Source organism: Bacillus cereus group sp. MYBK216-1, from assembly GCF_051916495.1.
Classification (GTDB): Bacteria; Bacillota; Bacilli; order Bacillales; family Bacillaceae_G; genus Bacillus_A; species Bacillus_A thuringiensis_K.
Genome location: NZ_JBQAGT010000003.1, coordinates 201,511 through 220,787, shown reverse-complemented (window position 1 = coordinate 220,787; position 19,277 = coordinate 201,511). Strand labels below are relative to the sequence as shown.

Sequence of the window (19,277 nt, the reverse complement as noted above, 5' to 3'; positions counted from 1 at the left end):
CTTTTTCTCTGCTGAGAAGAAGTATAGATTGTACAGTTTTCCTAGGATAAATCCCCTTTTCTTATAATTAAATCTGAAATCTCAAAACAATCAACATTATAGAAAATCTGCCTTTTTACACCTATTACTAATATCTTTTACCTCCAAAAGAAATGAATTTCATTTTAAACCGTTATACCTCTTCCTCAACATAATCATAAGAACTATTTTGACGATCATGTTCAGTTGATAGGATATAATTTGCTAAACCCATTACACTTGGATTCTCAAAGAAATTGTGAATGCTTATATCTGTATTTAAAACTTTATTAATAGCAGCAACAGCACTCATTAACTTCAGTGAATTTCCTCCTATTTCAAAGAAGTTATGAGAAATTCCAATAGATTTGATGCCTAGGATTTCTTCCCAAATTGAAATAATAGTCTCTTCTACAAAATTACTTGGTGCTACGTACTCTACCTCAGTTGTTACATTCCCATCAGGCTTTGGTAATGACTTTCGGTCTACTTTCCCATTTGTAGTTAGCGGTAGCTTATCAAGTTGAACAAAAAATGCAGGAATCATATACTCTGGAAGCTTTTTAGTTAGATACTTTCTAATTTCTTGAATTATTAATTCATCTTTCCATGTTTCAGAAGTAAAGTAAGCGCATATATATTTTTCACCATGAATATCATCTCTTACGATAACAATAGCTTCCTTTACTTTTTTATATTTAAGTAGCTGACTCTCTATCTCACCAAGTTCAATCCTGAAACCACGAACTTTCACTTGATGATCTATTCTACCTAAGAACTCAATATTTCCATCAGGCAACATCCTAACGAGATCCCCTGTTCGATACATTTTTTCTTCTGGTATAAATGGATTTGAGACAAACTTTTCTGCTGTCAAATCTGGTCGGTTTAAATATCCATGAGCCAATCCTGCTCCACTTAAACAAAGTTCTCCAGCTACGCCGATTGGAAGTAGTCTCTGATTTCCATCTACTATAAATGCTGAAGTATTTGCTAATGGCTTCCCAATTGGTATTGTGTCGAATTCTTCATTGATTTCATTTATACAATAATACGTAGCAAAAACAGTACTTTCTGTCGGACCGTATACATGAATCAGCTTATCTTTCCCTAAATACTCCAATGCTCGTTTTGTATGTGATACTGAAATTCTTTCACCACCAAAGAGGATTTTTCTTATATTAGATAAACACTCTATTTCTAAATCAACCAATGTATTAAATAAGGCTGTAGTTATAAACATAACACTAATTTTTTCTTCTTTTATTAATTTTGTTAGCTTACTTAAATTCAATACTGTATCTATTGATACCATCACTAATTTTGCACCATTTAACAATGCACCGTAGATGTCAAATACGGATCCATCAAAAGAATAATTTGAAAGCTGTAAAATAATATCATCTGCATCAATCTTAATATAGTTTGTGTCACGAACAACCCTTACTGCATTAGAATGTGATGTTACCACACCTTTTGGTACTCCAGTAGAGCCCGATGTATATATGATATAAGCTATGTTCTCAGAATCATTTATAGGAGCTAAATTCTCTTTACTCAATTGAAAATTCTCACTCTTATCTAAACTAACCATCTCTACATCCAATGAGGAATCATTAATGAACTTCTCCTGCGTTAATAGAATTTGAATATCACTATCTTGTATCATAAATTTAATTCTATCCTGAGGAGATTTAGGATCTATCGGCAAATAAGCTGAACCTGATTTTAAGATACCCATTATTCCAATTATCATCTCAGGGGATCTCTCAACCATAATTCCCACAATTGTATTTGCAGTAATTCCTTTATCTCGTAACCATCTAGCAACTTGATTAGACCTTTCATTTAATTCTTGATACGTCATTTTAGTGCCTTCAAATTCAACGGCAATATGATTAGGCGTTTTCTCTACCTGTTCCTCAAACAGCTGATGTATAGTCTTATCCTTCGGATAATTCGTCTTTGTATCATTAAATCTATACAATAATACATCTCGCTCTTTCTCTGGGATTATGTCTATCTCATTTAATTTCTTATCCTCATTTAAAACAACTTGTTCCGTTACCTTTTTAAGATGCATTTCTATATTGTCTATTATTTCCTGTGGATAAATCTTTTCGTTATAAGTTAATTTTAATACTAACTGTTCTCCAGGAATTGCTACAATGTTGAATCCATAATTGGTTTGCTCTTCTCCCCTTATATTTTGACACATAAAACCTGTATTACTTTCTGCATGATTAAAACTACTATCATCCAGTGAATAATTTTGAAATACCATTACATGATCAATTAGATTTCTTTTTAGATCATGTAAAGATTGAATTTCAGCTAAATTTATATAGTTATATTTATTATTTTCTATTGATTCATCCTGGACATTTCTTAAAACCTCTTTAAAACTACTATCTTTTTCCAGTTTAACTCGAGTCGGAATTGTATTAATGAATAATCCTACCATCGCTTCAATTCCTTCTACTTTTGCCTCTCTTCCTGATACGACTGTTCCAAATACAACATCTTCTATATTATTGTACCTCGCTAAAAGAATGCCCCAAATTGCCTGCAGTACGGTATTAAAAGTAACTTGATTTCTATTTGCGAGTTGAATAATGTTACGATTCATTTCTTTTGAAAATTCTATCATTTTTTCTTTTCTTTTATATTCATTAACTTTATTCAAGATTTTAGGAACCTGTGCTTGTTCTTCATATCCATCCAAATAGCTCTTCCAATGTGCTAATCCTTCTTCTTTATCCTGTTCTTCCAGCCATCTTATATAATCACTATATGGTGTTGGCTCCGCTAAATGGCTATCTTCACCTTTCATCTTTCTTCCATAAACATCAAAGAACTCACCTAATATAATCCCAAGACACCATCCATCTAACAATATGTGATGATGACTCCATACCAATTTATATGAATCCTGATTCATTTGAATTAAGCTAATTCTCATTAATGTGTCTTCACTTAAATTAAAGCCTTTTTGTTTATCATTTTGTAAATAATTCTCTATAAACTTTGTTTTCTGCTCAATGCTTTCGTCTTGAATATCATAATATTTGAAACCTACTTTTCTATCTTGAAGTATGACGTGTCTTGGTTCCTCCACTAATTCATACTCAAATGCTGCTCTTAATATTTCGTGTCTCCTCATTATTGTATTAAATGATTTTTCTAAAATATCTACATCTACAGTCCCTTTTATATCCATTACAATTTGTTCAAAATACATACTAGAATTTTTATCTTCTAATGCGTGGAATAACATCCCTTTTTGCATATTTGCTAACGGATATATTTTCTCAATAGTAAAACCATTGTATTTTTCTTTTATTTCTTCAAGTTCTTCTAATGTTATATTTATATCTCCATAATCAAAAGGTGTTTGGTCTGGTTCTACTTTATTCGCACAGTGATTAATTATCATTTCAAGACTTTCTTTATATTTCTGATTTAAGTCCTTTATCATTTTTTCACTGTATTCTAATTTATTAAATGTTGTATGAATAACCAATTCACCATTTAAAACCATTGAATTCATTTCTATAGATGTATTCCTATTAATTTTCTTACCCACTGTTTCACCTATAGACCATTTCGATGCAGAGAATTCTCTCCTGTTAATATCTTGATCCAATTCACCTAAATAGTTAAATGAAATTGGTGCCTTTTCTTCATTCATAAATCCCTTATCTTTTGCTAAATGTTTTAATACCCCATAACCTATTCCTTTATTTGGTATTTTTCTCAAAGTTTCTTTAACTGTCTTTATGTTGGTCGAAAGTTCATTTTCATTCCCTATATCTAAAAGCACTGGATACATCGTCGTGAACCAGCCAACAGTCCTATTGATTTCGAAATTCTCTATTACGTCCTCTCTTCCATGCCCTTCCATATTTACTTTTAGCTTGTATTTCCCCGTCAATTCTCTGGTTCCAACTGCTAAAGCTGTTAATAAAATATCATTTATTTCTGTGTTATATGCCCTATTTGTATTTCTAAGTAAAGATGTAGTGAGTTCTTTATCTAATGTAATACTTACTGTACTACTATTTTCAAAGTTGTTTTTTGTGATTTCTTTCTTTTTAGGGATAAACTGTACATTCTCTTTTGATATACTTGTCCAATATTCCCTTTCTTTCATTAATTCCCTACTCACACTATAAGCTTTTAACTTTGATGCAAATTCTTTATAGGAATCTGTTTTGAATCCTATTTCTAGCTTTTCACCCTTTTCTAGTTGTGAATATAAAGTCTCCAAATCTTCGAGTAGGATTCTCCATGATACTCCATCCACTACAAGGTGATGAATCGCAATCAGAAGATGATCTCCTTCATCAGATTTAAATATACAAAGCTTTACAAGTTTACCTTCTTTAATATCCATCTCTTTTTGAATATTTGTAGCAATTTCATATACCTTCTCTTCCTTATTCTCAACACCCTTAACATCATGAATATATAAATCAAATAGGTTCTTGTCATAACCTCTATTATATTGAATTATTTCTCCCTCTTTTTCTTTATATATCATGCGTAAAGCATCATGATGTTCCATAATTTTATTAAATACTTCTTCTATCTGTTTTTCATCAAATCCATTTTCTCTAAATAGCATGAACGATTGATTAAAATGATGTATCTCTTCTTGGTTTTTCTCAAAATACCAACTTTGTATCGGCGTTAATTCTACTTCCCCATTTACTATTTCATGAACCTTTTGTTCTTTCTTTTCTCGTTTTATATATTTTCCAAGATTTTTAATTTTTGGATTTGCAAATAAATCTTTCATTTCTAGTTTAAGACCAATTCTAGATAACCTAGATATAATTTGGATTGCCTTAATGGAATCTCCTCCAGATACAAAGAAATTATGATTAATCCCTATATCCTCTATCCCAATAATACTTCTCCAAATTTCAAAGAGCTTTTCTTCCACTTCATTTCTCGGTTCCTCATACTCTACCCCGGTATTAATACTTCCATCTGGTTCAGGAAGTGCTTTTCTGTCTACTTTCCCGTTCGTTGTCAACGGAAGTTTATCTAATTTCACAAAAAATCCAGGAATCATATAATCCGGAAGTTTCTGTTCTAAATATTCTCGAATTTCCCTTGCATGTAATTCTTTTTGTGAAACGATATACGCACATAAATATTGATTACTTTCCTTATCTTCTCTAGCTATAACAATCGTTTCTTCGATATCTTGATGAGTTGACAGTTGACTTTCTATTTCTCCAAGTTCAATTCGATAACCACGTATTTTCACCTGATGATCTATCCGTCCTAAAAATTCTATATTCCCATCAGGTAACCACCTTGCAAGATCTCCAGTTCGATACATAGATTTACCGTTATTAAATGGATTTTCAATAAACCTTTCAGCTGTTAATTCTAGATTATTCAAATATCCTCTTGCTATCCCCTCACCTGATACACACAGTTCCCCAGCTACTCCAATTGGCTGAAGATTATTTCCCTTGTCTAATATATATATATTAGTGTTTAAAATTGGTTTTCCAATCGGAATTACCTTATCACCGCTTATTTGATCAAACTCAATTCTATAACTTGTGGAATCTACACAACACTCTGTAGGCCCATAAACATTTGTGATATTAGGTTTAAAATCAGCAAACTTTCCAAATAAACCTTTGATTAAATAAGGCGTTAATGCCTCTCCTCCTACAATAAATTCTTTAATTTCTAATTCTTGTTCTATTTTATTTACATAGCTAAGCATTGTTAAATGTGCCGGAGTAGCATCGGATACATGTATTTTATTTGTTGCATAATACTCAATTAAACTCATTGCATTCCAACATACTTCCTTTGGCACAACAAATAAGGTATGTCCTAAAAGTAATGTGGCAAATATTTGTTTCACCGATGCATCAAATATAAATGGTGCTAGCAACGCGACATTAACATTAGTATTGAACCTTTTATAAATTACATTATTTAACCCATTGACTAAGTTATTTACACTATTTTGTTCTATCATTACCCCTTTAGGATTCCCTGTAGAACCTGATGTATATATTACATAAGCTAAATTTCGAGGACTATTTATTTTACTGATATTCGTTCTATTTTCTTTATATTTTAATTTATCTAATTGTATAATTTGTCCACGAAAAGATATATCGCTATGAACCTCATTCGTTACGCATAGTATCTCTATATGGCTATTACGTAACATATATTCTTTTCTTGTCCTAGGATAAGTTGGATCAATCGGTAAATAAGCTCCTCCAGCTTTTAAAATCCCCATTATACCTACTATCATTTCAATAGAGCGTTCCACCATTATTCCCGTTACTACGTCAGGACCAACTCCTTTTTCGCGAAGTATATGCGCAAGGCTATTTGCCCTTTCGTTTAGCTCTTTATATGTTATACTTTGATTTTCAAAAACAAGTGCCACATTATTAGGTGTCTTCTCTACCTGTTCTTCAAAAAGCTCTGGAAGTGTTTTTTCTTTAGCATATTTTCCTTTTGTATTATTAAATTCGTTTAATAACTTACTTTTTTCTTTCTCTGTTAATATATCTATTTCACTTAATTTCTGTTCTGGATTTTCTACTACTTCTCTTAAGACGTTTATAAAATGCTCTAAAAACCTCTCTATTGTTTCCTTTTTATAGAGAGCCGTACAGTATTCAATTTCTAATCCTAATCCATGCTCTAACTCACTTACATGTATAGTAATATCAAACTTAACTATTTCCCTCTGATCTTCTAACATGCTAACCTTTAGTCCATCCAAATTTAATAGCATATTATCAGTGTGTTGAAATACCAGCATCGTATCAAATAGTGGATTTCTTGAAATGTCTCTTCTCACATTTACCTTTTCTACCAATTCTTCAAATTGATAATCCTGATTTTCATATGCTTTCAATGTATTTTCTTTTACTTCTTTTAAGTACTCTCTAAAAGATCTATTGCCCTTTGGATAATTTCTCATTGCAAGGGTATTCACAAACATTCCCATTACATTATTTAAATCTACATGTTTTCTTCCTGCAATTGGTGATCCTACTACTATATCCTCTTGCCCTGAATATTTAGAAAGCAAAGTCGTGTATCCTGCTAACATCAGCATATACATAGTAACTTCATTTTCTGTAGCCAACTTGTTTAACTGATTATAAGTTTCACTATTGATTTTTAAATTGATTCTATCTCCAGCAAAACTTCTTCTTTTTGGCCTTTTATAGTCCGTTGGCATATTTAGTACTGGTACTTCTTCATTGAACACATTCATCCAATACTTTTCTTGCTTTGTGATTTCTTCTTGAGTAAACAAGCCTCTTTGCCACTCAGAATAATCTTTATATTGAATGCTTAATGGAGATAATTTTTGACCATTATATAATTCAGCTAATTCCTGCATGAAAATCCCCATTGATACACCATCTGAAATGATATGATGCATATCTAATACCATCACGTGCTCATCATCTGTAACATGTATGATTTCAACCCGTAAAAGAGGAGCCTTCTCCAAATCAAACGGTTTAACAAATCCATTGATTATATCATCTAGTTTATTGGTACCCATTTCTCTATACGTCACTTGGGAATTTATGTCTTTTTTAATCTTTTGAACTGGTTCACCATCTACCATTACAAAAGAAGTTCTTAAAGATTCATGTCTTTCGATTAATTTACGGAAAGCCTGTTCAAGCTGATGAACATCCAAATCACCTTTTATTTTCATAGCGAAAGGCATATTATAAGATACTCCGCTACCCTCTATTTTGTTTAAAATGTAGAGTCTTCTTTGGGCAGATGAAAGCGGATAATAATCTTGTTCTTCTACTTTTTTGATCGATGCATATACACTTTCTTTTGTAGAGTTAATAAATTCTCCAATCTCTTTTATAGTAGGTACTTGGAATATTTGTCCTAAAGGTATCTCCACCATAAGTTCCTTATGGATTCTAGAAACCATCGTAGTCGCTTTCAGTGAATGGCCTCCAATTTCAAAAAAGTTGTGTTGAATTCCTATGTTTTCTATATCTAAAATATCTTGCCAAATGGATACAAGCTTTTCTTCGACTGTATTCCTTGGCGCCTCATACTCTACTACTCCTGCAACCGAACTTCCATCAGGACTTGGTAAAGCCTTTCGATCCACTTTCCCATTTGTAGTAAGTGGTAGCTTGTCTAGCTGAACAAAAAAAGCAGGAATCATATACTCTGGTAACTCTTTTGTCAAAAACTTTCGAATTTCTTGAACCCTAGTCTCGCCCTTCGATGTTTCGGAAGTAAAGTACGCACATAAATATTGATGATTATTATTATCTTCTCTTGCGATAACAACAGCTTCTTTTACTTCCTTATGTTTTAGAAGTTGACTCTCTATCTCACCCAGTTCAATCCTGAAACCACGAATTTTCACTTGATGGTCAATTCTTCCTAAAAACTCAATATTTCCATCAGGTAACATTCTCACAAGGTCTCCTGTTCGATACATTCTCTCTCCTGGAATGAACGGATTTGGAATGAATTTTTCTGCTGTGAGCTCTGGTCTATTTAAATAACCACGGGCCAAACCTTCTCCGCTGATACAAAGCTCGCCTGGCACTCCCAATGGACAAAGCCCATTAGATTCGTTTAAAATAAAGACTTTTGTATTACATATTGGTTTTCCTATCGGTATATTGTCATAAGAATTTTCTATAATAAAGCTTGTTGTTACTACTGAATTCTCTGTAGGACCATAGTTATTAACAATCTGGTAACTTTTATTTTCAAAATAATTTAGTTTATCTCCACCTGTTAATAATCTTCTTAAAGATGTATTCTCAAGCATTAAAAATTGTTCACATACTTGTGTAGGTAAAAAGCTTATTGAAATCTCTTTTTCAATAAAATATTTGTTTAATTTCGTAATATCTAATTTTAAATTATCATTTATAATATGAATCTCTGAACCCGCTATGATATAAGGAAATACTTCCCAAGCAAATGCATCAAAACTTATACTTGCATAACTAGCATTTTTATCAGTTTCACTTATTTTATTGAAGGAATTATGCCAATTACATAAGTTCACCAATGAATGATGCTCCACCATAACTCCTTTTGGCTTTCCAGTAGAACCAGATGTATAAATGACATAGACTAAATCTTTACTGCTGCTATCAATACGTAAGTTCTCGGTTCCGTATTTAAACAAATGCTCATTATGAATATTAATAATGCTAATATCATCAACTTCTGTACAATCAACTAAATTAATTAATTTATCCTGGGTCAATAATATTTCAGTTTGACTATCTTGAAGTATATATTTAATTCTATCTATAGGATATGTAGGATCAATTGGTAAATACGCACCACCAGCTTTTAGAATTCCCATAATTCCCACAATCACATCAACCGAACGTTCTAATAATATTCCTACTATTTTATCAGAACCAACACCATTTTCTCTTAACGCTCTTGCCAATTGATTAGATTTTTCATTTAACTCCCTATATGTCAATTGCTTATCTTCAAAAACAACTGCAATGCTATCTGGCGTTCGTTCTACTTGTTCTTCAAATAACTTGTGTATTAACTGGTTTTTAGAGAAATCTACATTTGTATCGTTATGTTCATACAATAAAAAGCGCTTTTCTTCTTGTGGGATCATATCTATTTTATTTACACTTATCGAAAGATTTCCTGATATTTCTCTCAGAATATTAATATAATTTTCTGTCATTCTTAATATTGTGTCTCTTTTGAATAATCCAGTACTATATTCGACATTTAACACGATCTCATCGTCATAATCTAAAATATTAAAAGTGATATCGAATTTTGCATTATCTAATTCAAATATAATTGGACTAAGATTTAAAGCACCTTGCTTCTTAGTAAATAATTTAGCGTCTTCCAATACAAACATGGTATCAAATAAAGGGTTTCTATTAGAGTCTCTTTCATAGTCTATACTGCGAATTAGTTCGTCAAACTGATACTCTGAGTTTTCAAATGCTGTAATTGTATTTTCTTTTACCTGTTCCAAAATTTCTTTAAAACTTTTTGTAGCATCTATATTGTTTCTTAAAGCAATAGTGTTAACGAACACACCAAAAATATTTTGTAAATCTTGATGTAACCTACCTGATGCAGCTGTTCCGACAACAATATCAGTTTTTCCAGTATATTTGTGAAGTAATATATGATAAGCGCTAAGCATAAGCATATATAAAGTTGACCCTGTATCCTTAGCTACCCTTCTTATCTGTTCAGATAACTCTTTTTCTATATGAAAGTATGCATTTTCTCCTGCAAAGGTATCAATATTTTCTTTTCTATAATCATAAGGTAATTCTAATTTAGATGGCAGATGACTGTATAAATTCAGCCAATATTGCTCTTGTTTTTTTATAGCATTAGATTGATTATACGTATTATTCCATTCTACATAATCCTTGTATTGTATATTTATCTTAGGTAGATCAAGATTGTTATATAAATCGAGTATTTCATTCATAAATATTCCTTGTGATACCCCATCTGCTATTATGTGATGGAAGTTAACAACCAATATATGCTTCTCTACTCCGATTTTAATTAGTTTAGCTCTCATTAATGATGGTTTATTTAAATCAAAAGGCTTTGTTGATTCCTTACACATTTTGCTAGTTAAATCTCTTAAACCTTCATCATCTGTTACGACTATATCTAAACATTGGTATTCCAAATCAAAATCAACTTTATCATAAACCCTTTGAACTAATTCATTATCTAATACTTCAAATCCTGTTCTCAGGATTTCATGTCTATCTATAAATTTTCTAAATGCTTTTTCAAGTCTATTACATTCGATTTCACCTTCGACAAGTAACGCCATAGGAATATGATATGCTCCTCTATTATTTTCCATCATAGAAAGCATGTACATTCGTTTTTGAGAAGGCGATGTAGCATAATAATCCTTTTTCGATACCCTTTCAATCCTATTTCCCCTATGATTGTCTTGGCTATTTTTCAAATATTGATCTAATACCTTTATAGTGTCATTTTTAAATATTTCTCCTATCGGCACCTCTATATTCATTCTCTTTTTAATTTCAGTAACAATCGATATCGCTTTTAATGAATCTCCGCCTATTTCATAGTAATTAGTATCTATTCCTATGTTTTCTATTTCGAATACATCTTTCCATATATCTAATATTTGGGCTTGAGTTTCATTTTCTGATTCTTCACATGTAGTTGCTGCAACTTCATCTAGTTCATGATTTTTTATTAATTCCCCCAAAATACTCTTATTTACTTTTCCATTTACAGTCAATGGTATTTCATCTATTTTGAAAAATCTTGATGGAATCATATAATTCGGGAGCTGATTTTGCAAATATTGTTTTAGTTCATTTGGGTTTATGTCTTCATCTGAAACTACAAAAGCATACAGGCTTTTCATTTTATTATCGTTTGTATAGTCAATTACTACTGTTTTATTTACACCTTTATATTTGATTATACAATTTTCAATTTCCCCTAATTCTACCCTATATCCCCTTATCTTAACTTGACTGTCTTTTCTTCCTAAAAATTCGACATATCCGTCCTCTTTTAACACGCCATAATCACCGGTTTTGTAAATATATCCTAATTCTTCGTGCAAAATAAATGACATCTTAGTTTTTTCAATATCATTTATATATCCACTTGCTACTCCCACTCCACCAATGTACAATTCTCCCTCTACATCTACGGGACACAATTGCTTGTTTTGATTTAATACATAAATTTTCTGGTTAGCCAACGGCATCCCATATGGTATACTTTTCCAATCTCCCTTAATTTCCTTAATAGGGTAATATATGGACCATATTGACCCCTCAGTTGCTCCACCTAAGCTAATAACTTCCGCATTTTTGAAAGTTTTCTTTATCTTCTGAGGAAGTTCCAGCGGTATCCAGTCCCCACTAAGCAATACAAGCCTTAGACTATCATCCTGTTCACTATCATTATATAAGTCCACTGTCAGTTCCATAATTGCTGGAACTGAGTTCCAAATTGTGATTCCTTCTTTCTTTACAACTTTTTTTAGGTTATATACATCCCTTTGATCATCTATAATTACAAGGGCCGCTCCACAGCTCAATGCACCAAAAACATCATAAACTGACAAATCAAAGCACAGTGAAGAAATCCCCATAATTTTATCATTTTCTGTCACACAGAATTTTTCGTTAATATCTATAATTGTATTTGTTGCTGCACCATGAGTTATTTGAACTCCTTTAGGTTTTCCTGTACTACCAGAAGTAAAAATAACATATGCCATATCTGTTTCATCTACTTTTATATTGACTTCATCACCAGAATATTCCCTAATATTTTCATCTTTATAGGTAGAAGGTGTTATAAAGAACTTACAATTACTTTTCTTTTTTATATATTCTTTTCTTTCTTCAGGATAATCAGGATCAAGCGGTATATATGCTGCTCCAGCCTTTAAGACAGCAAACAAATTTATAATGGTATCTATACATCGCTTACCTATCACACCAATGTAATCACCTTTTCTAACTCCCTTATCCATTAAGTATCTTGCAATTTGATTCGATTTTTCATTTAGTTCTTTATAAGTTATCGAATCATCATGATGAATTACAGCTACCTTATCTGGTACTAGTTTTGCTCGATTCACAAACATTTCATGTAAAGTACACTTATCAAACTTTTTGTTTGTATCATTATAGGTTTCAATAACTTTTATGCTATTGTCACTAAGGTTAATACCTGACACTTGATCATTAAATATAACCTGATTTAATACATTTATATATTGTTCAAACATTGATTTAATAACATTGATCTCAAATAATTGTTCAACGTAATCCCATGTAATATATAAACCTCCATTTAATTCATAAACTTGGTTATCTATATAAACTTGGGATGTTCTTGTACTAAAAAATTTAATTTTTTCAAAATCTATCAAATGATTAAATGAATCATCTGAGTCCTCACTCAATACACTTGTAAATACAATAGGCATTATAGCTTGATTAACCATTCTATGTTTTTTCCCAATAGCTCTTATAAAATCCACACCATCATAATGTCTATGTTCAAGGGCTTCTAACAAGGTATCCTGTACCTTCGCAGCAAATTTCCAAAATGACTCAATACTATCTTTCGCATTAATATCTAATAACATTAGAGTTGTGAAATCCCCAATGATTTTTTTTACGTCTTGATGAAACGGTATCCGATTAAAAACAGTTAAATTTACTGCAAATCGACTCTGATTACTCCAATATGCTAAGACATAAGCATATGCAGCACATAAAACCGATGTAGGGGTAAGATTTTTTTCTCTTGCTTTTTGTTTTAATCTATTCCACGTTTCGCGTTCTAAAAATTCCGAACATTTATTGAATGTAGGTTTTTCAATTTCTAATGGGTTGCATTTTAAAGGCAATGCTGGTGCACTTGGGAAATTATCCAATTTATTTAACCAGTACTTCTCATCTTTTTTATATCGATTAGATTGCCTAAATTCATTGGTTGCTAAAACATAGTCTCTAAAATTATACTCCAGCTCAGGCAGCTGCAGACTTGGCTGATTGTAAAACATTTTAAATTCCTTGATTAATATTTTCATGCTACTGTCATCACAAATTAGCGGATCTATATTTAAACAAAAATATTTTTGATTATTGGGTAATATAAATGCTTTTATCTCAAATAATGGCCAAGTACTTGGATCTATGATTTTAGCTATCATTTTTTGTCTTTGTTCCAATATACGTATCATTATATCTTCTTGATTTAAATGCCTTACATCTACTGTGTCTACAGAATAAAGAAGTTCTCCTTCTAAGATTCTTTGTGTTCCATTTTCAAAAACTATTGTTCTTAGTATTGGATGTCTATTAATTAATTTTTGTAATGCACTATTAAACCTATCTATATTAATATCTATTTCAAATTCAACCGTTAAATTTGTAGCTGCTCCACCAATTTCAAAAGCCGGATCTCTACCTATTAAATAGGCTAATTGTATACCTGTAAGTGGGAAAGGTTCATGTAAATTCTTTAAATCTGTAGTTTTTGTAAATTGTCGGTTCTCAATAATTTCTCCCTTGTTTGTTTCGATGTAAGCACTTATTTTCTTTATTGTGGATAATCTAAACAGTTCCTTTAATGGTAAATCAACACTTAACCTATCATTCATTTTAGATAAAAGCTCCATTGCGTTTATCGAATGCCCACCAAGAACTGCAAAACTGTCATTAATACCAACTTTATTTATATTCAAAGTTTCCTGCCACATTAAAACGAGCTGTTTTTCAATCTCACTTCTTGGTTCCTCATATTCAACCTCGGTATTAAAACTTCGATCTGGTTCAGGTAAAGACTTTTTATCTATTTTTCCATTTGCTGTTAACGGCATTTTATCTAACTTAAGAAAATAAGTAGGAATCATATAATCAGGTAACTTTTCACCTAAAAATTTTCTTAATTCTTCAACAGTAACTTCTCCTACTAATGTTAGATATGCACAAATATAATTGCTCTTGTCCTTTTCTTCTCTTGCTACAACTACAGTTTCTTTTACATTTGGATGCTTTAATAACTGACTCTCTATCTCTCCAAGTTCAATCCTAAATCCCCGAACCTTTACTTGATGGTCAATTCTTCCTATAAATTCAATATTCCCATCAGGTAACCACCTTGCCAAATCTCCTGTGCGGTATAAACGCTCTCCTTCTGCAAATGGGTTTTTAACGAATTTCTCTAATGTTAGCTGCTCATTATTTAAGTACCCTTTAGTTAATCCATCACCAGAAATACAAAGTTCTCCAGGTTCACCAATAGGAAGTAAATTTTTCTTTTCATCTACTATGTAAACTGAAGTATTTGCTAACGGTTTACCTATAGGTAGAGTGTCAACATCCTCATCTATTTCATTTATAAAGTAATATGTGGCAAAAACAGTACTTTCCGTTGGTCCGTATACATGAATGAGTTTATCTTTCCCCAGAAATTCTAATGCTTTTCTTGCATGGGAGACAGAAATTCTTTCTCCACCAAATAATATTTTTCTCATATTGATTAAACAATCTATTTTGATATCTACAAGCGCATTAAATAAAGCAGTTGTAATAAACATCACGTTTATGTTTTCTTGCTTAATTATATTTCCAAGCTTATTTATATCCGTGACTGTATCTTTTTCTATAACTACTAATTTCGCCCCATTTAACAGAGCACCATATATATCAAAAATTGATCCATCAAAAGAATAATTCGAAAGCTGCAGAATGGTATCATTATTATTTATTTCTATGTAATTTGTATTTCGAACGACTCTGATAGCACTATAATGCGAAATGATAACTCCCTTTGGTATTCCAGTAGAACCCGATGTATAAATAATATAAGCTGTATCATCAAAACGATTTATATGTTTCAGATTACCTGTACTTAAGTCACTTGAATCTAGCTCGTCCAAATTGATTATTTCTAAATCATATTCGATTTTCTTAATGAATTTCTCTTGAGTCAATAAAATCATGGTATGACTATCCCGTAACATATAATCAATTCTTGCTTTTGGAGTATCAGGATCAATTGGGAGGTAAGCTGCTCCAGATTTTAAAATACCCATTATTCCAATTATCATTTCAAGTGATCTATCAATCATTAATCCTATAATAGCATCTGTATTAACGCCCTTATTCCTTAACATCCTTGCTAATTGATTGGATTTCTCGTTAAGTTGCCTGTATGTGAGTTGTTTATCTTTAAACACAACTGCAATATTCTCAGGTGTTCTCTCCACTTGTTCTTCAAATAGCTGGTTTATGGTCTTATTTCTTGGATATTCGTTTTTTGTGGAATTGAATTTATTTAATATCATATCTTGCTCTGCTACTGTAATCTCATCGTAAGTTCTTGTCCCATCCTTGTTTATTTCACCAGAATTCTTAATAGACATGTTGGATTTCCCCTTTTTTAGTAATTATCCATTACCAAAATTATTTATTATTTTATTACTGTTAAAAATATAGAGAATGAATTAAATAAAAAATTCATCGTTCATAACAAGGTATACAATCCCCCCTATTTAGAAGTTACTAAAAGGAATTCTATAAAAAATTTAACTTACTACGAGAAAAATTTCCTTATTTTCACGCAAAAAACATATGATAAAAATTTATCTAAATAATTAAAATAATCAGATTTTTTTACTGTAATTTAATTAAAGACAAATATTAAAACTCATATCAAGTTACAGATAAGGCTACTACAGCACATAATTAAGAACATGAATAAGTAAGGATAACTATTGGTATATATCTGAGGAATCTAATTTAAAACCTCAGTTAACGTATCATTTATTATTGTTGTAATTTTTTCCACATTGTTATTTATAAAGAAATGATTTCCTTCCAAATTATAAATCTTAAAATTCCCACAAGTATGCTTCTTCCAACCAATTATGCCTTTTAGACTAATTAAATCTTCTGTTCCGTTTAATACAGTAATATCGCATGTGATTTTGTCCGCTTTTTCTTTATATTCATATGTTTCAACTATTTTAAAATCATGTTTTAGTAAAGGAATGAAAAATTCGAACAATTCTTCGTTACGAATTAATTCTTCTGGTGTTCCCCCTAATTCTATAACTCTATTTTTAAACTCGTTATTTGGTAAATTATAAGTTATCTCCTTCTTTTCCCTTTCACTCGGTGCTTTGTATCCAGAAAAAAAGATATGCTTGGGTTTCTTGAATCCCATTCCTATTATTTTATAGTATAATTCATACGCTAATAGGCTCCCCATACTATGTCCATAAATTGCATAATCTTCCTCACCTATTTTATCCCGAATATTATCAAAGATGTCATCTACCGCTTCTTCTAAGCTATTATAAAATGGTTCATTGAATCTTTTCCCTCTTCCTTTTAACAGTACTGGACATAGATTTATAGATGGGGTTAGATAATCACCCCATTTATAATATAACGCTTCGGATCCTCCTGCATAAGGCAAACAAAATAACATCATTAAAATGCACCTCTATCTCATAAAAGTTTGTAGAAATCATTAATAATAATATCTTGGTTAATCACTGTTATATTACTAGAAATTTCTTCATTTAATGAACATACGGCCATTTTGTATTCTAACTCTATATCAAAAATCGCCATTGAATAAGAATTACTTTTTTCTTCATTATCGGAAAGTATACGAACAGCTTTGTGACTATCTATATTAATAGAAAATGATTTTAGTGACATTGATAATCCGCTTCCATAGCATTTAATATAACTCTCTTTCAATGTCCATACCTCATAAAACTTCCTCAATTGATAATTAACATCACCTTTTTGTATATAAGCATATTCACTATCACAGAAAAAACTTTTTGCTATTTCTTCGTATTCAATATGTTTTATTTGTTCAATGTCAATTCCAACAGGGTTATTACTAATTGCACATACTACAAATTCTCCCGAATGTGAAATGTTAAAGTAATAATTCGGATACCCCTTTAAATAAGGTTTTCCATAATGATTTTTCCCCCATACTATTCTTTCATTACCGATTTTAAGCTTTTTATTTGTTAGAGTCCTTACTAGTAATTCACCAATCAAGGTTCTAATTTTATCTTTTTTATTAATAAATTTTTTTATTCTATATCTTTTCTCTTCATCTATCCACGAACAAATTTTTTCTAATTTGCGATCATTTATATCTTTAATTTTGGTAACAAAAATTTCCATAAAACCCCTCACAAATCCTAGTTAAATTAATTGATCAACTACAATTATTCGAGCGTTATGCTAACTGATTTTTCTACTTTCATTAATCGTGGAATGCTAATCATGTAAAAAACTCCTACAAATATTAAACATCCGCCAACTATCCAAAAAAGAGTTTCAACTGCAAGAATACCTGGGTAAAATCCAGCAATAAAAAGTAAGGTTAGTGACTGTGAGAGCATCATCAAAGGATTAATACACCCGTGTACTCTTCCCATCATTTTGGGATTTACTATTTTCGGAATCCAACCTCCAATTGCTACATTAATCATCGGAAGTGCTAGGGCAACTATGCCCGTACAAATAACATACAGCCAAACTGTATTGACTAATGAGCTCAAAATAGTCGCTCCTCCTCCAATAAACAAAGCTAAAATTAGTAAATGATAAAGCTTTATTTTTTGAGAAAGTATAGATGCTATAACACTACCAAGTAAAATCCCGATACCAAAGACTATACTTAATATAATTGAAACTTCTTCATAGTTTCTTGGGGCTAGTTTGTATTTTAAAATAAATACCTGCATCACTGAGAGCCCTCCATTTAAAATTCCGAAAACTATAAATCCGGAGATAAGTGTAAGTAACAAGTTGTGGTTCAAAATATAACGTATTCCCTTCACAAAATCCTTCATTACAATTGAAATGTTCAAATCCTTGATATTATGCTTTCCATTTGGCATACGAATTTCTTCTGACATTCTACAAGATTTTATTAGAAGAGCACTAATAAAAAAACTAATTGCATCAATTAAGATTGCACCATAAATACCGATTACCCAATAACAATAAATCCCGATACCACTACCAAAAAGCATAAACAAACTTGTAACCATCTGATTCAAACCAACTGCAGTAGCATAGTCATCTCTTGTTAAAACACCTTGTACAAGGGATGATTGCGCGGGTGTAAAAAAGCTCTTTACCATACTTCTTAAAAATAACAGCGCAAATGCTGCTGGCATCCAATTTAGAAAAAGAGACCATAATAATAAAAGCGATAATATAGAACAGATCCAATCACAATTTTGAGCTATTTTTTGTCGATCAATCCTATCAGTAACTACACCAACAAGAAAAAATACTACTAATGTGGGCAAAGACAACATCAACTCCGTAATAGTAGCATATGCAGGTTGGTGCGAAAAACGATTTAAAAAATAAAACATAAGTGCAGTTAAACCAATTGTACTACCCATTTGTGAAGTAAAAGATGCAAAAAATAGCCTCGAGTAATTCCCATTTTGAAATATAACTAAAATTTTCTTCATAAGGACTCCCCATTTAATTTGACTTAATTCTAATTATTCGGAATTTAATACCTTTGCTATGTTTGAAACGTATAATATCTAAATCCCTAACGTTCATCGCAGTTCCTTTGGTTAGAGCCTAACACACTGCTTTAAGATATAATTTGCCATTAGGATTTCTATCGCGGATTACACGTCCAAA

The 19,277-nt window shown here is 31.2% G+C and carries 4 protein-coding genes; all 4 read right to left on the bottom strand.

Translation table 11 applies throughout. The features are described 5' to 3' along the window. Nucleotides 1–172 precede the first annotated feature (172 nt). Nucleotides 173–15,994, bottom strand: a complete 15,822-nt coding sequence (locus tag ACTFRH_RS11460; protein ID WP_440048751.1) for an amino acid adenylation domain-containing protein — start codon at nt 15,992–15,994, stop codon at nt 173–175. A gap of 371 nt (nt 15,995–16,365) precedes the next feature. Continuing rightward, complete coding sequence (locus ACTFRH_RS11455) at nt 16,366–17,067, bottom strand: thioesterase II family protein (protein WP_000979068.1); 702 nt, start codon at nt 17,065–17,067, stop codon at nt 16,366–16,368. A 17-nt stretch (nt 17,068–17,084) separates the two neighbouring features. Continuing rightward, nucleotides 17,085–17,786 (bottom strand): 4'-phosphopantetheinyl transferase family protein, encoded by a 702-nt coding sequence (locus ACTFRH_RS11450; RefSeq protein ID WP_000402329.1) that lies wholly within the window; start codon nt 17,784–17,786, stop codon nt 17,085–17,087. A 44-nt stretch (nt 17,787–17,830) separates the two neighbouring features. Continuing rightward, nucleotides 17,831–19,096, bottom strand: a complete 1,266-nt coding sequence (locus ACTFRH_RS11445) for an MFS transporter (protein WP_000722985.1) — start codon at nt 19,094–19,096, stop codon at nt 17,831–17,833. Between the last annotated feature and the right edge of the window lie 181 nt (nt 19,097–19,277).